We start from the raw sequence: 15,725 nt of genomic DNA on the forward strand, positions 1-15,725 counted from the left end.
CCAAGAGCGAGCTCCGCTCGTCTCGACCCCGTAAGAACGGGGCGAGAGAGCGCAGTGCCGATGCGGCTGCTTCTCAACCCGATCCAGCCTCGCTCCTCACGCGCCCTCATCCAGCGCCACCAGCTCGCGCTTCTTGCGCAGCGACGGCAGCAGCGGCGCGATCAGCAGCACGAGCGCCAGCGTCAGGCACACTCCCGAGATCGGCCGCTGCACGAAGGTCCAGAGATCGCCCTGCGACAGGATCAGCGACTTGCGCAAGTTGTTCTCCATCATCGGCCCCAGCACGAAGGCGAGCACCAGTGGCGCCGGCTCATAGCCGAGCTTGCGCATGAAATAGCCGATGATCCCGAACGCGATCATCACATGGACGTCGAACACGTTGTTGCTCGAGCAATAGACGCCGATGATCGTGAACAGGATGATCAGGGGAAACAGGATGTTGTAGGGCAGCTTGAGCAGCTGCACCCACATGCCGATCATCGGCAGGTTCAGGATCAGCAGCATGACGTTGCCGATATACATGCTGGCGACGATGCCCCAGAACAGGCCTGGATTCTGCGTGATCAGCAGCGGTCCCGGCTGCAGGCCGTGAATGACGAAGGCCCCGAGCAGCAGCGCCATCACGACATTCGGCGGGATGCCGAGCGTCATCAGCGGAATGAAGGCCCCGCCCGCCGCGGCATTGTTCGCCGATTCCGGTCCCGCGACGCCTTCGATCGCGCCATGCCCGAAACGCTCGGGCGTCTTCGACAGCCGCTTCTCCAGCGCGTAGGAGGCGAAGGACGCCACCACCGCGCCGCCGCCCGGCAGGATGCCGAGGAAGAAGCCGAGGATCGTGCCGCGGCCGACCGGACCTGCGCTCGCCTTCCAGTCCTCTTTGCTGGGCAGGAGATGAGTGATCTTGGTGTTGATGATGTCGCGCTTGATGGCCTGCTCGGTGTTGAGCAGCACCTCGGCGACGCCGAACAGGCCCATCACGACCGGCACGAGGCCGATGCCGTCGATCAATTCCATGCGGCCGAAGGTCAGCCGCGGCTGCGCCGTGATGCTGTCGAGCCCGACCAGCCCGAGCACGACACCGATGCACGCCATCAGCAGTGCCTTTGGCATCGATCCCTGGGTGAGGAAGGTGAGCACGACGAGACCGAGCACCATCAGGCTGAAATACTCGGCCGGGCCGAAGGCGATGGCAATGCTTGCAAGCTTCGGTGCCACCAGCATCAGGGCGATCAGCGCAAACGTGCCCGCGGCGAAGGAGCCGAAAGCGGAGATGCCGAGGGCGGGGCCCGCACGGCCCTGCTTCGCCATCTGGTGGCCGTCGATGCAGGTGACGACGGAGGCTGCCTCGCCCGGGATGTTGACCAGGATCGAGGTGGTCGAGCCGCCATACATCGAGCCGTAATAGATGCCGGCCATCATGATGATGCCGGATTCCGGCGTCCCCGACAGCGTCACAGGCAGCAGCAGCGACATTGCCGAGATCGGCCCGATGCCTGGCAGCACGCCGACCAGCGTGCCGATGAAGACGCCGATGAAGCAGTAGAGCAGGTTGATCGGCAGCAGCGCGACGCCGAATCCATGGGCCACATTGACAAGCGTATCCATGCGATCAACCGATCCCGAACAGGCCGCTCGGCAGCTGGATCGCGAGCAGGTGCTTCAGCACCCACCACATCCCGAGCGGGGCAAGGATGGACAGCGGGATCGCCAGCGACCAGCGCACGGGATCGATCAGCCGCAACAGCAGCAGCATCAGCGGGATTGATGACAACAGGAATCCGAGCGGCTCCAGCGCGAACGAGAATGCGGTGAGGCAGGCGATGACGAGAAGCGGCTTGCTCCAGCGCACATTCTCCCAGCGCGAGGCCAGTGTCGGACCGCCCTCGGTGACCGCCGAGACGATGATGGCGCCTGCGAACACGCACATCAGGATGCCCGTATAGAACAGCACGTAGCCGGAGCCGGGATCGTTGATGGTGCCGAGCCTGAGCTTGAAGCCCGACCAGATCACGAAGCCGCCAAGCGCAAGCCCGATCACCCCGCCCCAGAGCTCGGAATTGCTGAGGCGGAGCTTGACATTGGTTTGGTCAGTCATGTGGAGTGCCTTTAGGTCACCGTCGTCCTGAAGTGGCGAAGCGCCATCACCTCCCCACGCGTCGTCCCGGCGAAAGCCGGGACCCATCACCACGGGGTCAGGTTGTTGAAACGAGCTGTGGCCCCAGCGTTGCGTGACAACAACCTTCGGTGGTTATGGGTCCCGGCTTTCGCCGGGACGACACAGTGGGTGGTTCTCGCGCATCCCGTTGTTAGTCCCGTCGTAGCGGACTGAACTCTACTTCTTCGTGAGCCCGAGCGTGCCGATCACCTTGCGTTCGGATTCCGTGACCTCGACGACGAACTTCTTGTAGTCCTCAGTGTTCTTGTAGTTCGGCACCATGTCGTATTTGGCGAGCGTCGCGATCACCGCGGGGTCCTCGAGCGCCTTCTTGAAGGCATCGTGCAACTTGGCGACGATCTTGGGATCCATCCCCTTCGGGCCGGCGATGCCGAACGGAGAATCATAGACCATGGGGTAGCCGAGTTCCTTCAGTGTCGGCACATCAGGGTAATTCGGCGAGCGGGCGCCGGTCCATACCATCAGGAGCCGGAGCTTGCCGGCATCGACCAGCGGCCGCCATCCCGTGGAATCCGCCTGAAGCATGGTGTGCTGTCCCAGCACGGCGGCATTGGTCTCTGCACCTCCCTTGAACGGCACCTGCGTCAGCTTGATGCCGGCCATTCCCGCGATCTGCTCCATCCCGATATGCAGCGAAGTGCCGGCACCCGGCGTGGCGTAGGTCACCTTACCCGGGTTCGCCTTGGCGAACTCCACCACGTCCTTCCAGCTCTTGAACTGCGACTCCGCACTGGTCGTGACGCCGAAAGTGTAGCCGGTGAGATGGACGATGTAGCTGAAGTCCTTCGCCGGATCCCACGACACCTCCTGCATCAGCGGCAGGCGAAACACCGTGATCGGGATCTGCGAGATGGTATAGCCGTCCGGCTTCGCGGCCGCCGCCATGGTCGCCGGTCCCACCGTGCCGCCGCCGCCGGCTTTGTTGTCGATCACGATCGGCTGACCCAGGATCTTCGAGGCGCTGTCGGCAATCGCGCGCATCGAGATATCGGTCGATCCGCCGGCCGGCCATGGCACGATCAACGTGATCGGCTTGCTCGGATAGTCCTGCGCCTGCGCCGCTGTCGACACCAGCATGCCGGCGGCGGCGAGCAGGACCATCAAGCGATTGCGGTGCGACATCTCGATCTCTCCCTTGTGACCGCGTTCGATCGCGGCCGCGTCTTGTTCGGTGTTGGCAATGATCGTCCCTGTCATGCTGGGACCGAGGGCGCATTGGACAGAACGGGGCGGGCAACGGAAGCGCGAATTGCGCTCGAAGCGCCGGCTGCGACAATTGGTCTGCCGCGACCTGCCGAGCGGCGGAATTCAATCGGCATTTGGTCTGACGGATTGGCCGTTCCCGGCAACATGCGGAGAGGGCGCGGCGTGCGCGCGCATGACCGGCAAGCCGGGTTTGGTCAAGCGAATAATCAAGGGAACCCAAAGGCATCGGCGCCTTGCGGGATTGTGCCCTTCCGGTCATCATAGGTTGTCCGCCGCAGGAAGCTTCCCCGACAGATGACGCCATCGCCTGACGCCACCGACGACGCTGTGACGAGGGCGTTTGCCGGCCTTCCCGCGTTGCTCGACGAGGCCCCTCGGCTGGTCGCGCGCGGGCGGCTGCTCGATTGCGACTGCCTGCTCGGCCCGATGGCGCGGCCGTTTCATGCCGCGATCCGCGCCGGGCGTATTGTCGAGTTCGTGCCTTCGCCAGTCCTGATGCGCTCCTGGCGCTTTTCCTATCGCGCGACGCCGCAGGCCTGGTCCGCCTATTGGCAGGCCGAGCCAAAACCCGGCTGGCACGATCTGTTGGCGCTGACCAAGCGCGGCGAGGCGGTGCTGGAAGGCGACCTGCATCCCTTCATGGCGCATCTGCAATACTTCAAGGACCTGCTGGCGCTGCCGCGGCAGCATTTCGCGGCGGCCGTATCATGAGCGGCAAGATCATGAACGGCCACATCGAGGCGATGGTCGGCCGCTACGTTCACGTCGAGATCGGCGGCGAGCTGCACCGCATCTATTTCGAGGAGAACGGCGCGGGCATTCCGCTGGTCTGCCTGCACACCGCGGGATCGGATGCGCGGCAGTGGCGCCATCTGCTCGCGGACGCGCAATTTGCCGAAAATTTCCGCATCATTGCCTTCGATATGCCCTGGCATGGCAAGTCGAATCCGCCGATGAGCTGGACCGGCGATGAATACCAACTCACCACTGCGCGCTACACCGAGACCATCCGCGCTTTCTGTCGGGCGTTGGGGCTGGAGAAGCCTGTGGTGATGGGCTGCTCGATCGGCGGCCGCATCGTGCTCAACCTTGCGATCGAACATGCCGCCGAGTTCCGGGCGCTGATCGGGCTCGAGGCTGCGGACTTCCAGCAGCCCTGGTACGACACGGCCTGGCTGAACCGGCCCGACGTTCATGGCGGCGAGGTCTGCGCCGCCCTGGTGTCCGGGCTGATCGCGCCTGGCGGCCCGGAAGCTTCGCGCAACGAGACGCTGTGGGGCTACAAGCAGGGCGGCCCCGGCATCTTCAAGGGCGACCTCTATTTCTACCGTGTCGACGGCGACCTGCGCGGCCGGGTCGCGTCAATCGATACTAAAGTATGCAAGCTGTATCTCCTCACGGGCGAGTATGATTTCTCCTGCACGCCTGAGGACACGAGGCGGACGGCAGCGGCAATAGGGGGCGCCAGCGTCACGATCATGGAGCAGCTCGGTCATTTTCCGATGAGCGAGCATCCGGAGCAGTTTCGCCGCTATATCGCACCCGTCCTCGCTGATATTCTCACGCACTAGAACGACCGTTTCCACGCAAGGAGTAGACGTATGACACGCAACTATCTGATCGGCTTCGCGCTCGCCGCCGCGCTCGGCGCGAGCCAGGCGCAAGCCGACGAGCTGACCGGCACGCTGAAGAACATCAAGGACACCGGGGCGATCACGCTCGGCTTCCGCGATTCCTCGATTCCGTTCTCCTATCTCGACGACAACCAGAAGCCCGTCGGGTTCGCGATGGACATCTGCTACAAGATCGTCGACGCCGTGAAGAAGGAGCTCAAGCTCGACAAGCTCGAGGTCAAGCTCAACCCGGTGACGTCGGCGACGCGTATCCCGCTGATGGCCAACGGCACCATCGACCTCGAATGCGGCTCGACCACCAACAATGCCGAGCGCCAGAAGCAGGTCGCCTTCACCAACACCCACTACCTGACCGCCAGCCGCTATGTCTTCAAGAAGTCGAGCGGCCTGAAGTCGATCGACGATCTCAAGGGCAAGACCGTCGTCTCGACCGCCGGCACCACCAACATCAAGCAGCTCACCGAAGCCAACGTCGCGAAGGGCCTCGGCGCCAACATCATTCCGGCCAAGGACCACGCCGAAGCCTTCCTCATGGTCGAGACCGACCGCGCGGTCGCCTTCGTCATGGACGACATCCTGCTGGCGAGCCTCGTCGCCGGCTCGAAGAACCCGGACGACTACGTCATCTCCAAGGATGCGTTCTCCAAGCCCGAGCCCTACGGCATCATGCTGCGCAAGGACGACCCAGCCTTCAAGAAGGCGGTCGATGCGGCGACGGCGGCGCTCTATACGTCCGGCGAAGCCCAGAAGATCTACGACAAGTGGTTCACCCAGAAGATCCCGCCGAAGGGCCTGAACCTCAACACGCCTGCTGGACCGGAGATGAAGAAGCAGTTTGCGAAGCCGTCGGACTCTCCGGATCCGGATGCCTATCTGGTCAACTGACCGCTGCGTATGACCCGTCGCCCCCTTTTGGGAGCGGGTCCTGAAAGTTAGCATGTCCGGCCATTTTTGGAGGAGAATGGCCGGACATTTGCATAGACGCCGCGCGCGATGCCGGCGTTATGCGTGACCGGCACGGCCGCGTGGGGGACCTGTGAACTATAATTGGAACTGGCACATCTTCCTTCAGCCGAACCCGATGGGGACCGGCACCTATCTCGACATGCTGCTGTCGGGCCTGGTGCTGACCCTCAAGGTGTCGGTGCTGGCCTGGATCATCGCGCTGGTGTCCGGCTCGGTGATCGGCGTGCTGCGCACGCTGCCGTCGCGGACGGCGTCGTGGATCGGCTTCTGCTGTGTCGAATTCTTCCGCAACATGCCGCTGCTCGTGCAGCTCTTCCTGTGGTACTTCGTTCTGCCGGAACTGCTGCCGAAAGCTGCGGGCACCTGGCTGAAGCAGCTGCCGAACGCGCCGTTCTGGACGGCGGCGATCGGCATCGGCTTCTTCATGTCGGCCCGCGTCGCCGTGCAATTGCAGGCCGGCATCGGTTCGCTGCCGCGCGGGCAGAAGATGGCCGCAACCGCGCTGGGTCTGACCACGGTGCAGACCTATCGCTACGTGCTGCTGCCGATGGCATTCCGCATCATCCTGCCGCCGCTGACCTCTGAATTCCTCAACACCATCAAGAACACGGCGGTCGCGATCACCATCGGCCTGCTCGAACTGACCGGACAGGCGCGCTCGATGCAGGAATTCTCGTTCCAGGTGTTCGAGGCCTTCACCGCCGCGACCATCCTCTACCTCCTCGTCAACGCCGTCGTCGTGACCGGAATGCGCTTTCTCGAGCGCTGGGTCGCGATCCCCGGCTACATCACGGGGAAATAAGCGATGTTCGGCAATCTCGATTTCGACGTCATCCGCCGCGCACTGCCCTATCTGTTCTTCGAGGGCATGACCTTCACGCTGACGCTGACCGCGCTCGCAGCGTTCGGCGGCCTGGTGTTCGGCACCCTGATCGCGCTGATGCGGCTCTCCGGCTACAAGCTGCTCGGCCGCATCGCCGGCGTCTATGTCGACTTCATGCGCTCGCTGCCGCTGGTGCTGGTGATCTTCTGGTTCTACTTCCTGGTGCCCTATATCGGGCAGTGGGTGACCGGCGCCTCGCGCCCGATCAGCGTCGGCGCTTTCGCATCCTCGCTCATCACCTTCATCATGTTCGAGGCGGCATATTTCTCCGAGATCATGCGCGCCGGCATCCAGTCGATCTCGCGCGGACAGCCGGCCGCGGCGAGTGCGCTGGGGCTGACCTACGCGCAGAGCATGCGTTACGTCGTGTTGCCGCAGGCCTTCCGCAACATGCTGCCGGTTCTGATCACGCAGACCATCGTGCTGTTCCAGGACACCTCGCTGGTCTACGTGCTTTCTATCACCGACTTTCTGGGAGCGGCCAGCAAGGTGGCGCAGCGCGACGGGCGCCTGGTCGAGATGTACCTGTTCGCAGCAATCGTCTACTTCACCATCTCCTGTATCGCGTCCTACGGCGTCCGGCGCCTGCAGGCGCGCATCGCCATCGTTCGCTGAGGCATGACCCGGAAAAGTGGGAACCGGTTTTCCGACAAGGTCATGCCTAAACAAAAAAGCTGAGCCATCATGATCGAAATCAGCCATGTCAACAAATGGTACAGCCCCAGCTTCCAGGTGCTGACCGATTGCACCACCAGCGTCACCAAGGGCGAGGTGGTCGTGGTCTGCGGCCCCTCCGGCTCGGGCAAGTCGACGCTGATCAAATGCGTCAATGCGCTGGAGCCGTTCCAGAGCGGCGACATCCTTGTCGACGGCATCAAGGTCAACGATCCCAAGACCAACCTCCCGAAGCTGCGTTCGCGGGTCGGCATGGTGTTCCAGCACTTCGAGCTGTTTCCTCACCTGAAGATCATCGACAATCTCTGCCTCGCGCAGGAGAAGGTGCTCGACCGCAAGGCTGAGGATGCCACCGCCAAGGGCATGAAGCTTCTGGAGCGCGTCGGGCTGAAGGATCACGCGAAGAAGTTTCCCGCCGAACCTGTCCGGCGGCCAGCAGCAGCGCGTCGCGATCGCCCGCGCGCTGGCGATGGACCCGATCGTCATGCTGTTCGACGAGCCGACCTCGGCGCTCGATCCGGAGATGGTCAGCGAGGTGCTCGACGTCATGGTGGATCTCGCTCATGAGGGCATGACCATGATGGTTGTCACCCATGAGATGGGTTTTGCCCGCAAGGTCGCCAACCGTGTGATCTTCATGGACCGCGGCGAGATCGTCGAGGACGCGGCGAAGGAAGACTTCTTCGGCAAGCCGCGCAGCGACCGCGCGCAGAAGTTCTTGTCGAAGATCTTGCAGCACTGAGCTGAGGGAGTCTCTCCGCCAGTCATTCCGGGGCGCCTCGAAGGGGCGAACCCGGAATCTCGAGATTCCGGGTTCGATGCTGCGCATCGCCCCGGAATGACGGCGGCTACAGGGTTTTCCCCCGTTAACAATTTGCGTATACGAAGGCCTGAAACCCCCTTCGTCCGCAGGAGAACTCGCGTGGAAAAGATCGCTTACGTCAACGGCTCGTTCGTGCCGCATTCGGAGGCCAAGGTCTCGGTCTTCGACCGCGGATTCCTGTTCGCCGACGGCATCTACGAGGTGGCGGCGGTGCTCGAGGGCAAGCTGATCGACAACGCCTCGCACCTGGCGCGGCTCAAGCGTTCGGTCGGCGAGATCCAGCTCGCGCTGCCGGAGACGCTTGAGCGGATCGAGGAGATCCAGAAGGAGCTGGTTGCGCGCAACGACCTCGTCAACGGCATGGTCTATCTCGAGGTCACCCGCGGCGCCGACAAGGGCCGCGACTTCGCCTTCCCGAAGGCCGACGTCAAGCCGACGCTGGTGATGTTCACGTCCGAGAAGGACATTATCAACGCGGCGGCGGCGAAGACCGGCATCAATGTCATCACGGTGCCTGACATCCGCTGGGAACGCCGCGACATCAAGAGCGTGGCGCTGCTGGCGCAGGTGCTGGCGAAGCAGGCCGCGGCAGAAGCCGGCGCGGGCGAGGCCTGGATGCTGCAGGATGGCTACGTCACCGAGGGTGGCTCGTCGTCGGCGTTCATCCTGACGAAGGACGACGTCATCGTCACCCGGCAGAACGGCAACGCGATCCTGCCCGGCTGCACCCGCAAGGCCGTGATCGCGCTGGCCGAGGAGCGCCAGCTCCGCGTCGAGGAACGCGCCTTCACGATCGAGGAAGCGCTCGCCGCCAAGGAAGCCTTCATCACCAGCGCTTCCGTCTTCGTGCAGGGCGTGGTCGCGATCGATGGCAAGAAGGTCGGAGGCGGCAAGGTCGGCCCGATCACCGACCGCCTGCGCGAGATCTACGTCGAGTTCGCCCGCGCGACGGCGGTTTAGGACCGTCGCCGCACTTTACGCTGTCATCGCCCGGCGCGACCGCGGCGATCCAGTATTCCAGAGACGGCGGTGCTTGAGCCGAGGCGTCGCGGCGTACTGGATGCCCCGCATGAAGCGGGGCATGACAGCGGAATATATCGCTGAGAGTATGGTCCTCACGCCGCCGCTTTCGCCTTCACCGGATGCACCGCGCGGAAGCCGATGGCGATCCGGTTCCAGGCGTTGATCGCGCCGATCAGCGTGGTCAGGTTGACCAGTTCGCTGTCCGAGAACTGGGCGCGCACCGCCTCATAGTCGGCGTCGGGCGCATGCGTCTCCGCAACCAGCGTCACCGACTCGGTCCAGGCCAGCGCGGCGCGCTCGCGTTCGGTATAGAGCGGGGATTCGCGCCAGGCATCGAGCAGGTAGATGCGCTGCTCGGTCTCGCCGCGCTTGCGCGCGTCCTCGCTGTGCATGTTGATGCAGAAGGCGCAGCCGTTGATCTGCGACGCCCGGATCTTGACCAGCTCGATGAGCGATTTCTCGATGCCGGTCGCAGCTATCTGGTTTTCGACCGCGACCAGCGCTTTGATGGTCTCGGGTGCGGCCTGGTAGAAGTTCATGCGCGGCTTCATGGTCGTTCTCCGTGGTTGTGGTTTGGGTTAGTGCGCACCGCCGCCAGCGAGCTGGCCCGGCTTCTTCAGGAAGAGTGTCGCCGCGAGTGCGATGATCAGTGCCATGCCGAGCAGATAGAAGGTGTCGCTGAAAGCGAGGATATAGGCCTGCTTCTGCACGATCTTGCCGATCGCCGCGATTGCGCGGTGGGCGGCCGCGGCCTGATCGGCGACGCCGTGGTTCATGAAATACTGCGTCAGCTGCTCAATCCGGTTCCGCGTGGCCTGTTCCAGCAGCGAGACCGACTGCATCAGCACGTTGGAGTGATACTGCTCGCGCTTGGTCAGAACGGTCTGCAAGATCGCAATTCCGACCGCGCCGCCGAGGTTGCGCATCATGTTGAACAGGCCCGACGCCGAGCCTGCGTTCTCGGCTTCGATGCCGGCGGTTGCCACTGCCGACAGCGGCGCCATGACCAGTGCCTGCCCGATCGCGCGAACGATGTTGGGCCACAGCAGCTGGTCGGCGGCGTAGTCGCTGGTCATGTAGATGTTCATGAAGTTGGAGGCCGCAAACAGCACGAAGCCGACGCCGATCACGATGCGCGCATCGAAGCGCTGCATCAGCCGCGGCACCAGCGGGATCAACACCAGTTGCGGCAGTCCGGTCCAGGCCAGCACCATGCCGATCTGCTCGGCATTGTAGCCCTGGATGCGTGACAGATACTGCGGCAGGATGAACACCGAGCCGTAGAGCGCGATGCCGAGCAGGAAGTTCGCGAGCATGCCGAAGCCGAAATTGCGGCGTACCAATAGGCGCAGGTTCAAGAGCGGCTTCTTCACCGTGAGCTCGATGATCAGGAAGGCGGTCAGCGCCACCGCCGCGATCACCGACAGCTTGACGATGAAGGGTGAGCCGAACCAGTCGTCCTTGTTGCCCTCCTCGAGCACGGTCTGCAGCGCCGATAGGCCGATTGCCATCGTGACGATGCCGGCCCAGTCGCCCTGGCGGATCAGCGATAGCTTCATCGGGCTCGGATCGAGCGAGACGTACAGCATCGCGATCATCACCGCGCCGGGAACGAGGTTGACGTAGAAGATGTACTGCCAGCCGAAATTCTCGGTGAGATAGCCGCCGATGGTCGGGCCGATCGCCGGTGCGAACGTCGCCGACAGCGCGAACAGCGCGAGGCCCACCGGCTGCTTTCCGCGCGGCAGCAGGGTGATGATCAACGTGAAGGCCATCGGAATCAGCACGCCGCCGGTGAAGCCCTGGATGGCGCGCAGCACGATCATCTGCGACAGATCATGCGCCAGTGCGCAGGCCGCGGACAGGACCAGGAACAGGATCGCGTTGGTGAGCAGGTAGATGCGGATCGAGAACACCTGCGCCAGCCAGCCGGACAGCGGGATCACTACGATCTCGGCGATCAGATAGGAGGTCGAGATCCAGCCGCCGTCGTCGATACCGGCGCCGATCGCGCCCTGGATGTCTGCGAGCGAGGCGTTGACGATCTGGATGTTCAGCACCGCCATGAAGGCGCCAAGCGTTGCGCCGATCACCGCGATCCAGGTTTTTGTCGGGATCGCCGGCGCCGCCGGCGTGGCGGGGGCGGGGAGTGCGGCGGCGTTCGCTGCGTCGGCGGCTGTGGGCTGAAGTGCGGTCATCGGCGTGTTCTCTCGCTTGCACACGCAAGATGTATTAGGCGGCCACTTTCGATAATCCGAGAAAGACTGGAAGGATTGTTCTGTCGCGGTTGATAATCGGGCGCTGTTACGACGCGTGACGCAGATCCTTCGTCTGCCAGCCGTCAGTTCGTGAGATGGGCACGCCTGTCAGGCTCCCTCTCCCGCTAGCGCGAAGGGTGGGGTGGGGGCTCTCTCCGCGAGTCGTGTCGTGGGGAGAGCCCCCACCCGCCGCGCGCTACGCGCACGTCGGCCTCCCCCGCAGGCGGGAGAGGCGAAGAAAGTTCGCACTCTTATCGTTGACCGTAGTCTCTATCCGCCGTTCGCCCGCGTCGCCGACGCCAGCCGCCGCTTCTCTTCGCGCTCGGCCAGCACGGTCGCCTTGGTGTCGATGGTCGGCACCGCGGACATGCCGGGGCGAAGCAGGCCGGTGAGGCTGTGGTCGTCGAGCACGATCTTCACCGGAACGCGCTGCACGATCTTGGTGAAGTTGCCCGTGGCGTTGTCGGGCGGCAGCAATGCGAATTCCAGTCCGCTCGCCGGCGACAGGCTGTCGACATGGCCCTTCAGCGTGGTGCCGCGAAAACTGTCGACCGTGAGCTCGACCGGCTGGCCGTTGCGTACATGGGTCAGCTGCGTCTCCTTGAAATTGGCGACCACATAGACCGCGTCCAGCGGCACCACCGCCATCAGCTGGGTGCCGGCCTGCACATACTGCCCGACGCGCAGCGAGCGGGCGCCGACCGTACCGTCGACCGGCGCGGTGATCCGGGCGTAGGACAGGTTGAGCTCGGCCTGCTGCTCGACCGCGCGAGCGCGGTCCACCTGCGCTGCGGCCTGGGCGCGCTGCGTGGTCAGAACGTCGACCTTGCGCTGCGCCGCCGACAGCGCCGACTTCGCGTGCTGCAATTGCGCGCTGCTGGCGCGTAGCGCCGCGTCCGTCTGCTGCGCGCGCTGGATCGTGCCGGAGCCCGACTTCATGAGGTCGTCGTAGCGGGCGCGCTCCTCTTGTGCGAATTTCAGATTGGCATCCGCGGCAGCAACGTCAGCCGTGCTCTGCTCGATGATCGGCTGTTGCAGCTCGAGCTGGGCATCGATGTTGCGCACGGAGGCGCTGGCGGCGTCGACATCGGCCTTGGCCTGGCCGAGCGCGGTGCGGTAATCGCGGTCGTCGATCTCAGCCAGCAACTGGCCGGCCTTCACCGGCTGGTTGTCGGTGACCAGCACACGGGCGATGTAGCCGGACACCTTCGGCGCGACGATCGTGGAATCGGCCTTCACATAGGCGTCGTCAGTGGATTCGAGGTACCGGCCGGTGGTGACGTAGTCGTAGCCAAAGTCGGCTGCCACGGCGACGCCGATGATGGCGACGAGCCCGAGGGCTGCCCGCTTGATCGCTTTCCGCGACGGGCGGAGGCCGATTTTGGCCGAATCTTCAGGGACATAAGTGGTGGTCGACATGACAGCCTCCGGGTCGAACATTCGCGTCCTTCCAGAAAGGGCGCCCAGTACGGCCCCTTAGATGCAATGTCCTCCCCGCTGTGATAATCCCGATAAAACTGGAAGCATTATCAAGCCAGCGCTGATAATCCGGACCTTGCCGCATGGATCGCCTGACCAGCCTGACCGCCTTCGTCCGGGTCGTGGATACCGGCGGCTTCTCCGCCGCCGGCCGCAAGCTCAACATGTCCACCACCATGGTGAGCAATCACGTGCAGTCGCTGGAGGACCGCCTCGGCGCCCGGCTGCTCAACCGCACCACGCGCAAGGTCAGCCTCACCGAGGTCGGCCAGGCCTATTACGACCGCTGCGTCCAGATCCTCGCCGACATCGAGCAGGCCGACGACATCGCGGGCGCGCAGCAATCGGTGCCGCGAGGCACGCTGCGCATCTTCACCAACACCCATCTCGTCCAGTTCCTGTCGCCCGCGGTGGCCGAGTTCCTCGCCACCTATCCCGAGGTCAAGGTCGATCTCACGATCGGCGAGCGCAACGCAGATCTAATCGACGAGAACTACGATCTCGCGGTGCGCATGGTGCCGCCGCCGGATTCGAGCCTGATCGTGCGGAGCCTTGCCACCTGGCGCCACGTGCTGTGCTGCTCGCACGGCTATATCGAACAGCACGGCAAGCCAACGCTGCTGGCCGACCTCTCTGCGCGCAACTGCATGCGCCACGCCAACTATCCCTATGGCGACGAGTGGCGCTTCGCCGACCGCAAGGGCACGCCGGCTGCGGTGCGCGTCTCCGGAAATCTGATTTCGAACAGCGGCGAAACCCTGAAGCTCGCGGCGCTGGCCGGCGTCGGCGTCTTCCTCGCGGCCGGCTTCCTGGTCCGCGACGAGCTGGAGTCGGGACAACTGGTCCGCCTGCTGCCCGAATACCGGCCGGTCGAGCTCACCATGAACGCGGTCTATCCGCATCGCCATCATCTGTCGGCGAAGGTCAGGACCTTCATCGACCTCCTGGTCCGTCACGCCACCGAGCAGCAGAAGCTGATCAATCCGTACTCGTGATGGGAGGTGTGCAGGGTAGGCACGCTTGCACTGAGCGGCCTCCGCGCTCCGGTGATGGAGCTGGTCGCATTTCTCTCTGTTCGTCGTCCCGGCCCCCCGTGCGCAATTGCGCACTAGGCCGGGACGACAGTGTGTGTGTTGCACGACCGGTGAGTCAGACATCCGCAAGCTCGCGGCCCGTCGCGCCACCCCGGATGACGGAACTAGCAGCAGAGCGCTTTCCTACCGCGTCATGACGGCCCGGCATCCCTTGCATGGCGTTCGCGTGTATGAAGACGGCAGCGTCTGCCGCCGGGGCCTGCCATGCCGCTTCGTCTTCTCGCATCACTCCTGTTCGCGCTCGCGGCAAACCTGCTGCTGCAACTGCCGGCGCGCGCCGCCTATCCAGACCACATCGTCAAGATCGTGGTGCCGTTCGCGCCGGGCGGAGGCACCGATGTCGTCGCGCGGACGCTGGCGCAGGAGATGCAGAAGGATCTCGGCGTCACCGTCATCATCGAGAACAAGCCGGGCGCCGGCACCATCATCGGCACGCAGAGCGTCGCGGCGAGCGCAGCCGACGGCTACACGCTGCTGATGGCGACCTTCGCCAACGCAGTCAATCCGAGCCTTTACAGCAAGCTGCCCTATGACGCGCACAAGAATTTTGCACCCGTGGCGCTGGTGGCGCGCTCATTCAACGTCGTCGTGGTCAATCCCGCTTCGCCGATCAAGTCGATTGCCGATCTGATCGCGGCCGCGAAGGCCGATCCGGAAAAGCTGTCCTACGGCACCTATGGCACCGGCACCTCGGCGCATCTCGCCGGCGAACTGTTCAAGCACATGGCCGGGGTCAATCTCACCACCGTTCCTTACAAGGGCGCGGCGCCTGCCATCACCGACCTCTTGGGCGGCCAGATCCAGGTGATGTTCACCACGGTGGCAAGCTGCGCCTCGCTGGTCGAGGCCGGGCAGCTGCGCGCGATCGGAGTGACGTCGGCCGAACGCTCGCCCGCGTTCCCGCAATTGCCGACGGTCTCGGAAGCCGGCGCATCCGGCTATGTCGCCGAATCCTGGTACGGCCTCTACGCGCCGGCCAACACGCCGCCGGACATCATCGACCGCCTCAACAAGTCGGCGGCCAAGGCCGTGCAGGCGGAGGCCTTCAAGAAGCTCAGCGTCAATGAGGGCCTGGTGATGGTGGCCTCTCCGCCGGCCGAACTCGACCGCTATTTTGCCGGCGAGGAGGCGCGCTGGCGCAAGGTGATAAAGGACGCCGGCATCAAGGCCGAATAGGCGGCATGCACCAGGTGATGATCACATCTTTTTGCGTCGCATTGCCGTAACCGTGATTCTAGACGCAACGAACCGGTTCCTGGATCGTTGCCACGATCAGCGGAACCTCCCGCCTTGAGCTGTGTCTTGCGTCAAAGAGTAGGCCATGTGGATTTTGTTGCTGCTGCCGTTCATCGGCTTGCTGTGGGTGCCGTTCTATAATTTCGTCGAGCCCTCCCTGTTCGGCTTTCCCTTCTTCTACTGGTACCAGCTCGCCTGGGTGCCGATCTCCTCGCTCTTGATCTGGCTGGTCTATCGCAGCCGCCGGCCCGATGCCGACGAGCAGCGGTGAG

At 64.1% G+C, this 15,725-nt stretch carries 15 protein-coding genes and 1 pseudogene; 10 read left to right on the plus strand and 6 right to left on the minus strand.

Going from position 1 to position 15,725, the window contains the following annotated elements; all coding sequences use genetic code 11:
* Window positions 1-96: 96 nt before the first annotated feature.
* The 3 genes from RX327_RS06655 to RX327_RS06665 all read right to left on the minus strand — a co-directional run bounded on the left by RX327_RS06655 (window position 97) and on the right by RX327_RS06665 (window position 3,298).
* A complete protein-coding gene (locus tag RX327_RS06655) occupies window positions 97-1,605 on the minus strand; it encodes a tripartite tricarboxylate transporter permease (protein WP_317249813.1) in 1,509 nt (502 codons plus the stop codon).
* A 4-nt stretch (window positions 1,606-1,609) separates the two neighbouring features.
* Window positions 1,610-2,095 (minus strand): tripartite tricarboxylate transporter TctB family protein, encoded by a 486-nt coding sequence (locus tag RX327_RS06660; RefSeq protein ID WP_317249814.1) that lies wholly within the window; start codon window positions 2,093-2,095, stop codon window positions 1,610-1,612.
* 237 nt (window positions 2,096-2,332) lie between these two features.
* On the minus strand, window positions 2,333-3,298 hold the full coding sequence (locus RX327_RS06665; protein ID WP_317251212.1) for a tripartite tricarboxylate transporter substrate binding protein: 966 nt from the start codon (window positions 3,296-3,298) through the stop codon (window positions 2,333-2,335).
* A gap of 378 nt (window positions 3,299-3,676) precedes the next feature.
* Here RX327_RS06665 and RX327_RS06670 point away from each other — a divergent pair, with 378 nt between their 5' ends.
* The 7 genes and pseudogenes from RX327_RS06670 (at window position 3,677) to RX327_RS06700 (ending at window position 9,323) form a co-directional block, all read left to right on the plus strand.
* Window positions 3,677-4,093, plus strand: coding sequence for a hypothetical protein (locus tag RX327_RS06670; protein WP_028332966.1), 417 nt, complete (start codon window positions 3,677-3,679; stop codon window positions 4,091-4,093).
* A complete protein-coding gene (locus RX327_RS06675) occupies window positions 4,090-4,953 on the plus strand; it encodes an alpha/beta hydrolase (protein ID WP_317249815.1) in 864 nt (287 codons plus the stop codon). The genes RX327_RS06670 and RX327_RS06675 overlap by 4 nt, the downstream gene beginning before the upstream one ends.
* A gap of 30 nt (window positions 4,954-4,983) precedes the next feature.
* Complete coding sequence (locus tag RX327_RS06680) at window positions 4,984-5,901, plus strand: amino acid ABC transporter substrate-binding protein (RefSeq protein WP_317249816.1); 918 nt, start codon at window positions 4,984-4,986, stop codon at window positions 5,899-5,901.
* A 151-nt stretch (window positions 5,902-6,052) separates the two neighbouring features.
* Window positions 6,053-6,784, plus strand: coding sequence for an amino acid ABC transporter permease (locus tag RX327_RS06685; RefSeq protein ID WP_317249817.1), 732 nt, complete (start codon window positions 6,053-6,055; stop codon window positions 6,782-6,784).
* Between the two features lie 3 nt (window positions 6,785-6,787).
* Window positions 6,788-7,480, plus strand: coding sequence for an ABC transporter permease subunit (locus RX327_RS06690; protein ID WP_317249818.1), 693 nt, complete (start codon window positions 6,788-6,790; stop codon window positions 7,478-7,480).
* Window positions 7,481-7,549: 69 nt separating this feature from the next.
* Window positions 7,550-8,282, plus strand: a pseudogene (locus tag RX327_RS06695) (amino acid ABC transporter ATP-binding protein).
* A gap of 180 nt (window positions 8,283-8,462) precedes the next feature.
* Window positions 8,463-9,323 (plus strand): D-amino-acid transaminase, encoded by an 861-nt coding sequence (locus tag RX327_RS06700; RefSeq protein ID WP_317249819.1) that lies wholly within the window; start codon window positions 8,463-8,465, stop codon window positions 9,321-9,323.
* Between the two features lie 155 nt (window positions 9,324-9,478).
* Here the strand turns inward: RX327_RS06700 and RX327_RS06705 are convergent, their stop codons facing one another.
* From RX327_RS06705 to RX327_RS06715, 3 genes are all read right to left on the minus strand, one after another.
* The gene (locus RX327_RS06705) at window positions 9,479-9,937 is read right to left on the minus strand and encodes a carboxymuconolactone decarboxylase family protein (protein ID WP_317249820.1); all 459 of its coding nucleotides are present in this window, start codon (window positions 9,935-9,937) and stop codon (window positions 9,479-9,481) included.
* Between the two features lie 27 nt (window positions 9,938-9,964).
* Window positions 9,965-11,584, minus strand: a complete 1,620-nt coding sequence (locus RX327_RS06710; RefSeq protein ID WP_317249821.1) for an MDR family MFS transporter — start codon at window positions 11,582-11,584, stop codon at window positions 9,965-9,967.
* Window positions 11,585-11,914: 330 nt separating this feature from the next.
* Complete coding sequence (locus RX327_RS06715) at window positions 11,915-13,063, minus strand: HlyD family secretion protein (protein ID WP_317249822.1); 1,149 nt, start codon at window positions 13,061-13,063, stop codon at window positions 11,915-11,917.
* 143 nt (window positions 13,064-13,206) lie between these two features.
* Between RX327_RS06715 and RX327_RS06720 the strand changes: the two genes are divergently transcribed.
* The 3 genes from RX327_RS06720 to RX327_RS06730 all read left to right on the plus strand — a co-directional run bounded on the left by RX327_RS06720 (window position 13,207) and on the right by RX327_RS06730 (window position 15,724).
* The gene (locus tag RX327_RS06720) at window positions 13,207-14,118 is read left to right on the plus strand and encodes a LysR family transcriptional regulator (RefSeq protein ID WP_317249823.1); all 912 of its coding nucleotides are present in this window, start codon (window positions 13,207-13,209) and stop codon (window positions 14,116-14,118) included.
* A 303-nt stretch (window positions 14,119-14,421) separates the two neighbouring features.
* Window positions 14,422-15,393, plus strand: coding sequence for a tripartite tricarboxylate transporter substrate binding protein (locus RX327_RS06725; protein ID WP_050385173.1), 972 nt, complete (start codon window positions 14,422-14,424; stop codon window positions 15,391-15,393).
* 145 nt (window positions 15,394-15,538) lie between these two features.
* Complete coding sequence (locus RX327_RS06730; protein ID WP_028332977.1) at window positions 15,539-15,724, plus strand: DUF3311 domain-containing protein; 186 nt, start codon at window positions 15,539-15,541, stop codon at window positions 15,722-15,724.
* Window position 15,725 lies beyond the last annotated feature (1 nt).

The sequence above is a fragment of the Bradyrhizobium sp. BEA-2-5 genome (assembly GCF_032918025.1).
Taxonomy (GTDB): Bacteria; Pseudomonadota; Alphaproteobacteria; order Rhizobiales; family Xanthobacteraceae; genus Bradyrhizobium; species Bradyrhizobium pachyrhizi.

Excerpts from the sequence above, each read along its gene's own strand:
- RX327_RS06655 (WP_317249813.1), bottom strand. The coding sequence starts at position 1,605 with ATGGATACGCTTGTCAATGTGGCCCATGGATTCGGCGTCGCGCTGCTG.
- RX327_RS06660 (WP_317249814.1), bottom strand. The coding sequence starts at position 2,095 with ATGACTGACCAAACCAATGTCAAGCTCCGCCTCAGCAATTCCGAGCTC.
- RX327_RS06665 (WP_317251212.1), bottom strand. The coding sequence starts at position 3,298 with ATGTCGCACCGCAATCGCTTGATGGTCCTGCTCGCCGCCGCCGGCATG.
- RX327_RS06670 (WP_028332966.1), top strand. The coding sequence starts at position 3,677 with ATGACGCCATCGCCTGACGCCACCGACGACGCTGTGACGAGGGCGTTT.
- RX327_RS06675 (WP_317249815.1), top strand. The coding sequence starts at position 4,090 with ATGAGCGGCAAGATCATGAACGGCCACATCGAGGCGATGGTCGGCCGC.
- RX327_RS06680 (WP_317249816.1), top strand. The coding sequence starts at position 4,984 with ATGACACGCAACTATCTGATCGGCTTCGCGCTCGCCGCCGCGCTCGGC.
- RX327_RS06690 (WP_317249818.1), top strand. The coding sequence starts at position 6,788 with ATGTTCGGCAATCTCGATTTCGACGTCATCCGCCGCGCACTGCCCTAT.
- RX327_RS06705 (WP_317249820.1), bottom strand. The coding sequence starts at position 9,937 with ATGAAGCCGCGCATGAACTTCTACCAGGCCGCACCCGAGACCATCAAA.
- RX327_RS06710 (WP_317249821.1), bottom strand. The coding sequence starts at position 11,584 with ATGACCGCACTTCAGCCCACAGCCGCCGACGCAGCGAACGCCGCCGCA.
- RX327_RS06715 (WP_317249822.1), bottom strand. The coding sequence starts at position 13,063 with ATGTCGACCACCACTTATGTCCCTGAAGATTCGGCCAAAATCGGCCTC.
- RX327_RS06720 (WP_317249823.1), top strand. The coding sequence starts at position 13,207 with ATGGATCGCCTGACCAGCCTGACCGCCTTCGTCCGGGTCGTGGATACC.
- RX327_RS06725 (WP_050385173.1), top strand. The coding sequence starts at position 14,422 with ATGCCGCTTCGTCTTCTCGCATCACTCCTGTTCGCGCTCGCGGCAAAC.
- RX327_RS06730 (WP_028332977.1), top strand. The coding sequence starts at position 15,539 with ATGTGGATTTTGTTGCTGCTGCCGTTCATCGGCTTGCTGTGGGTGCCG.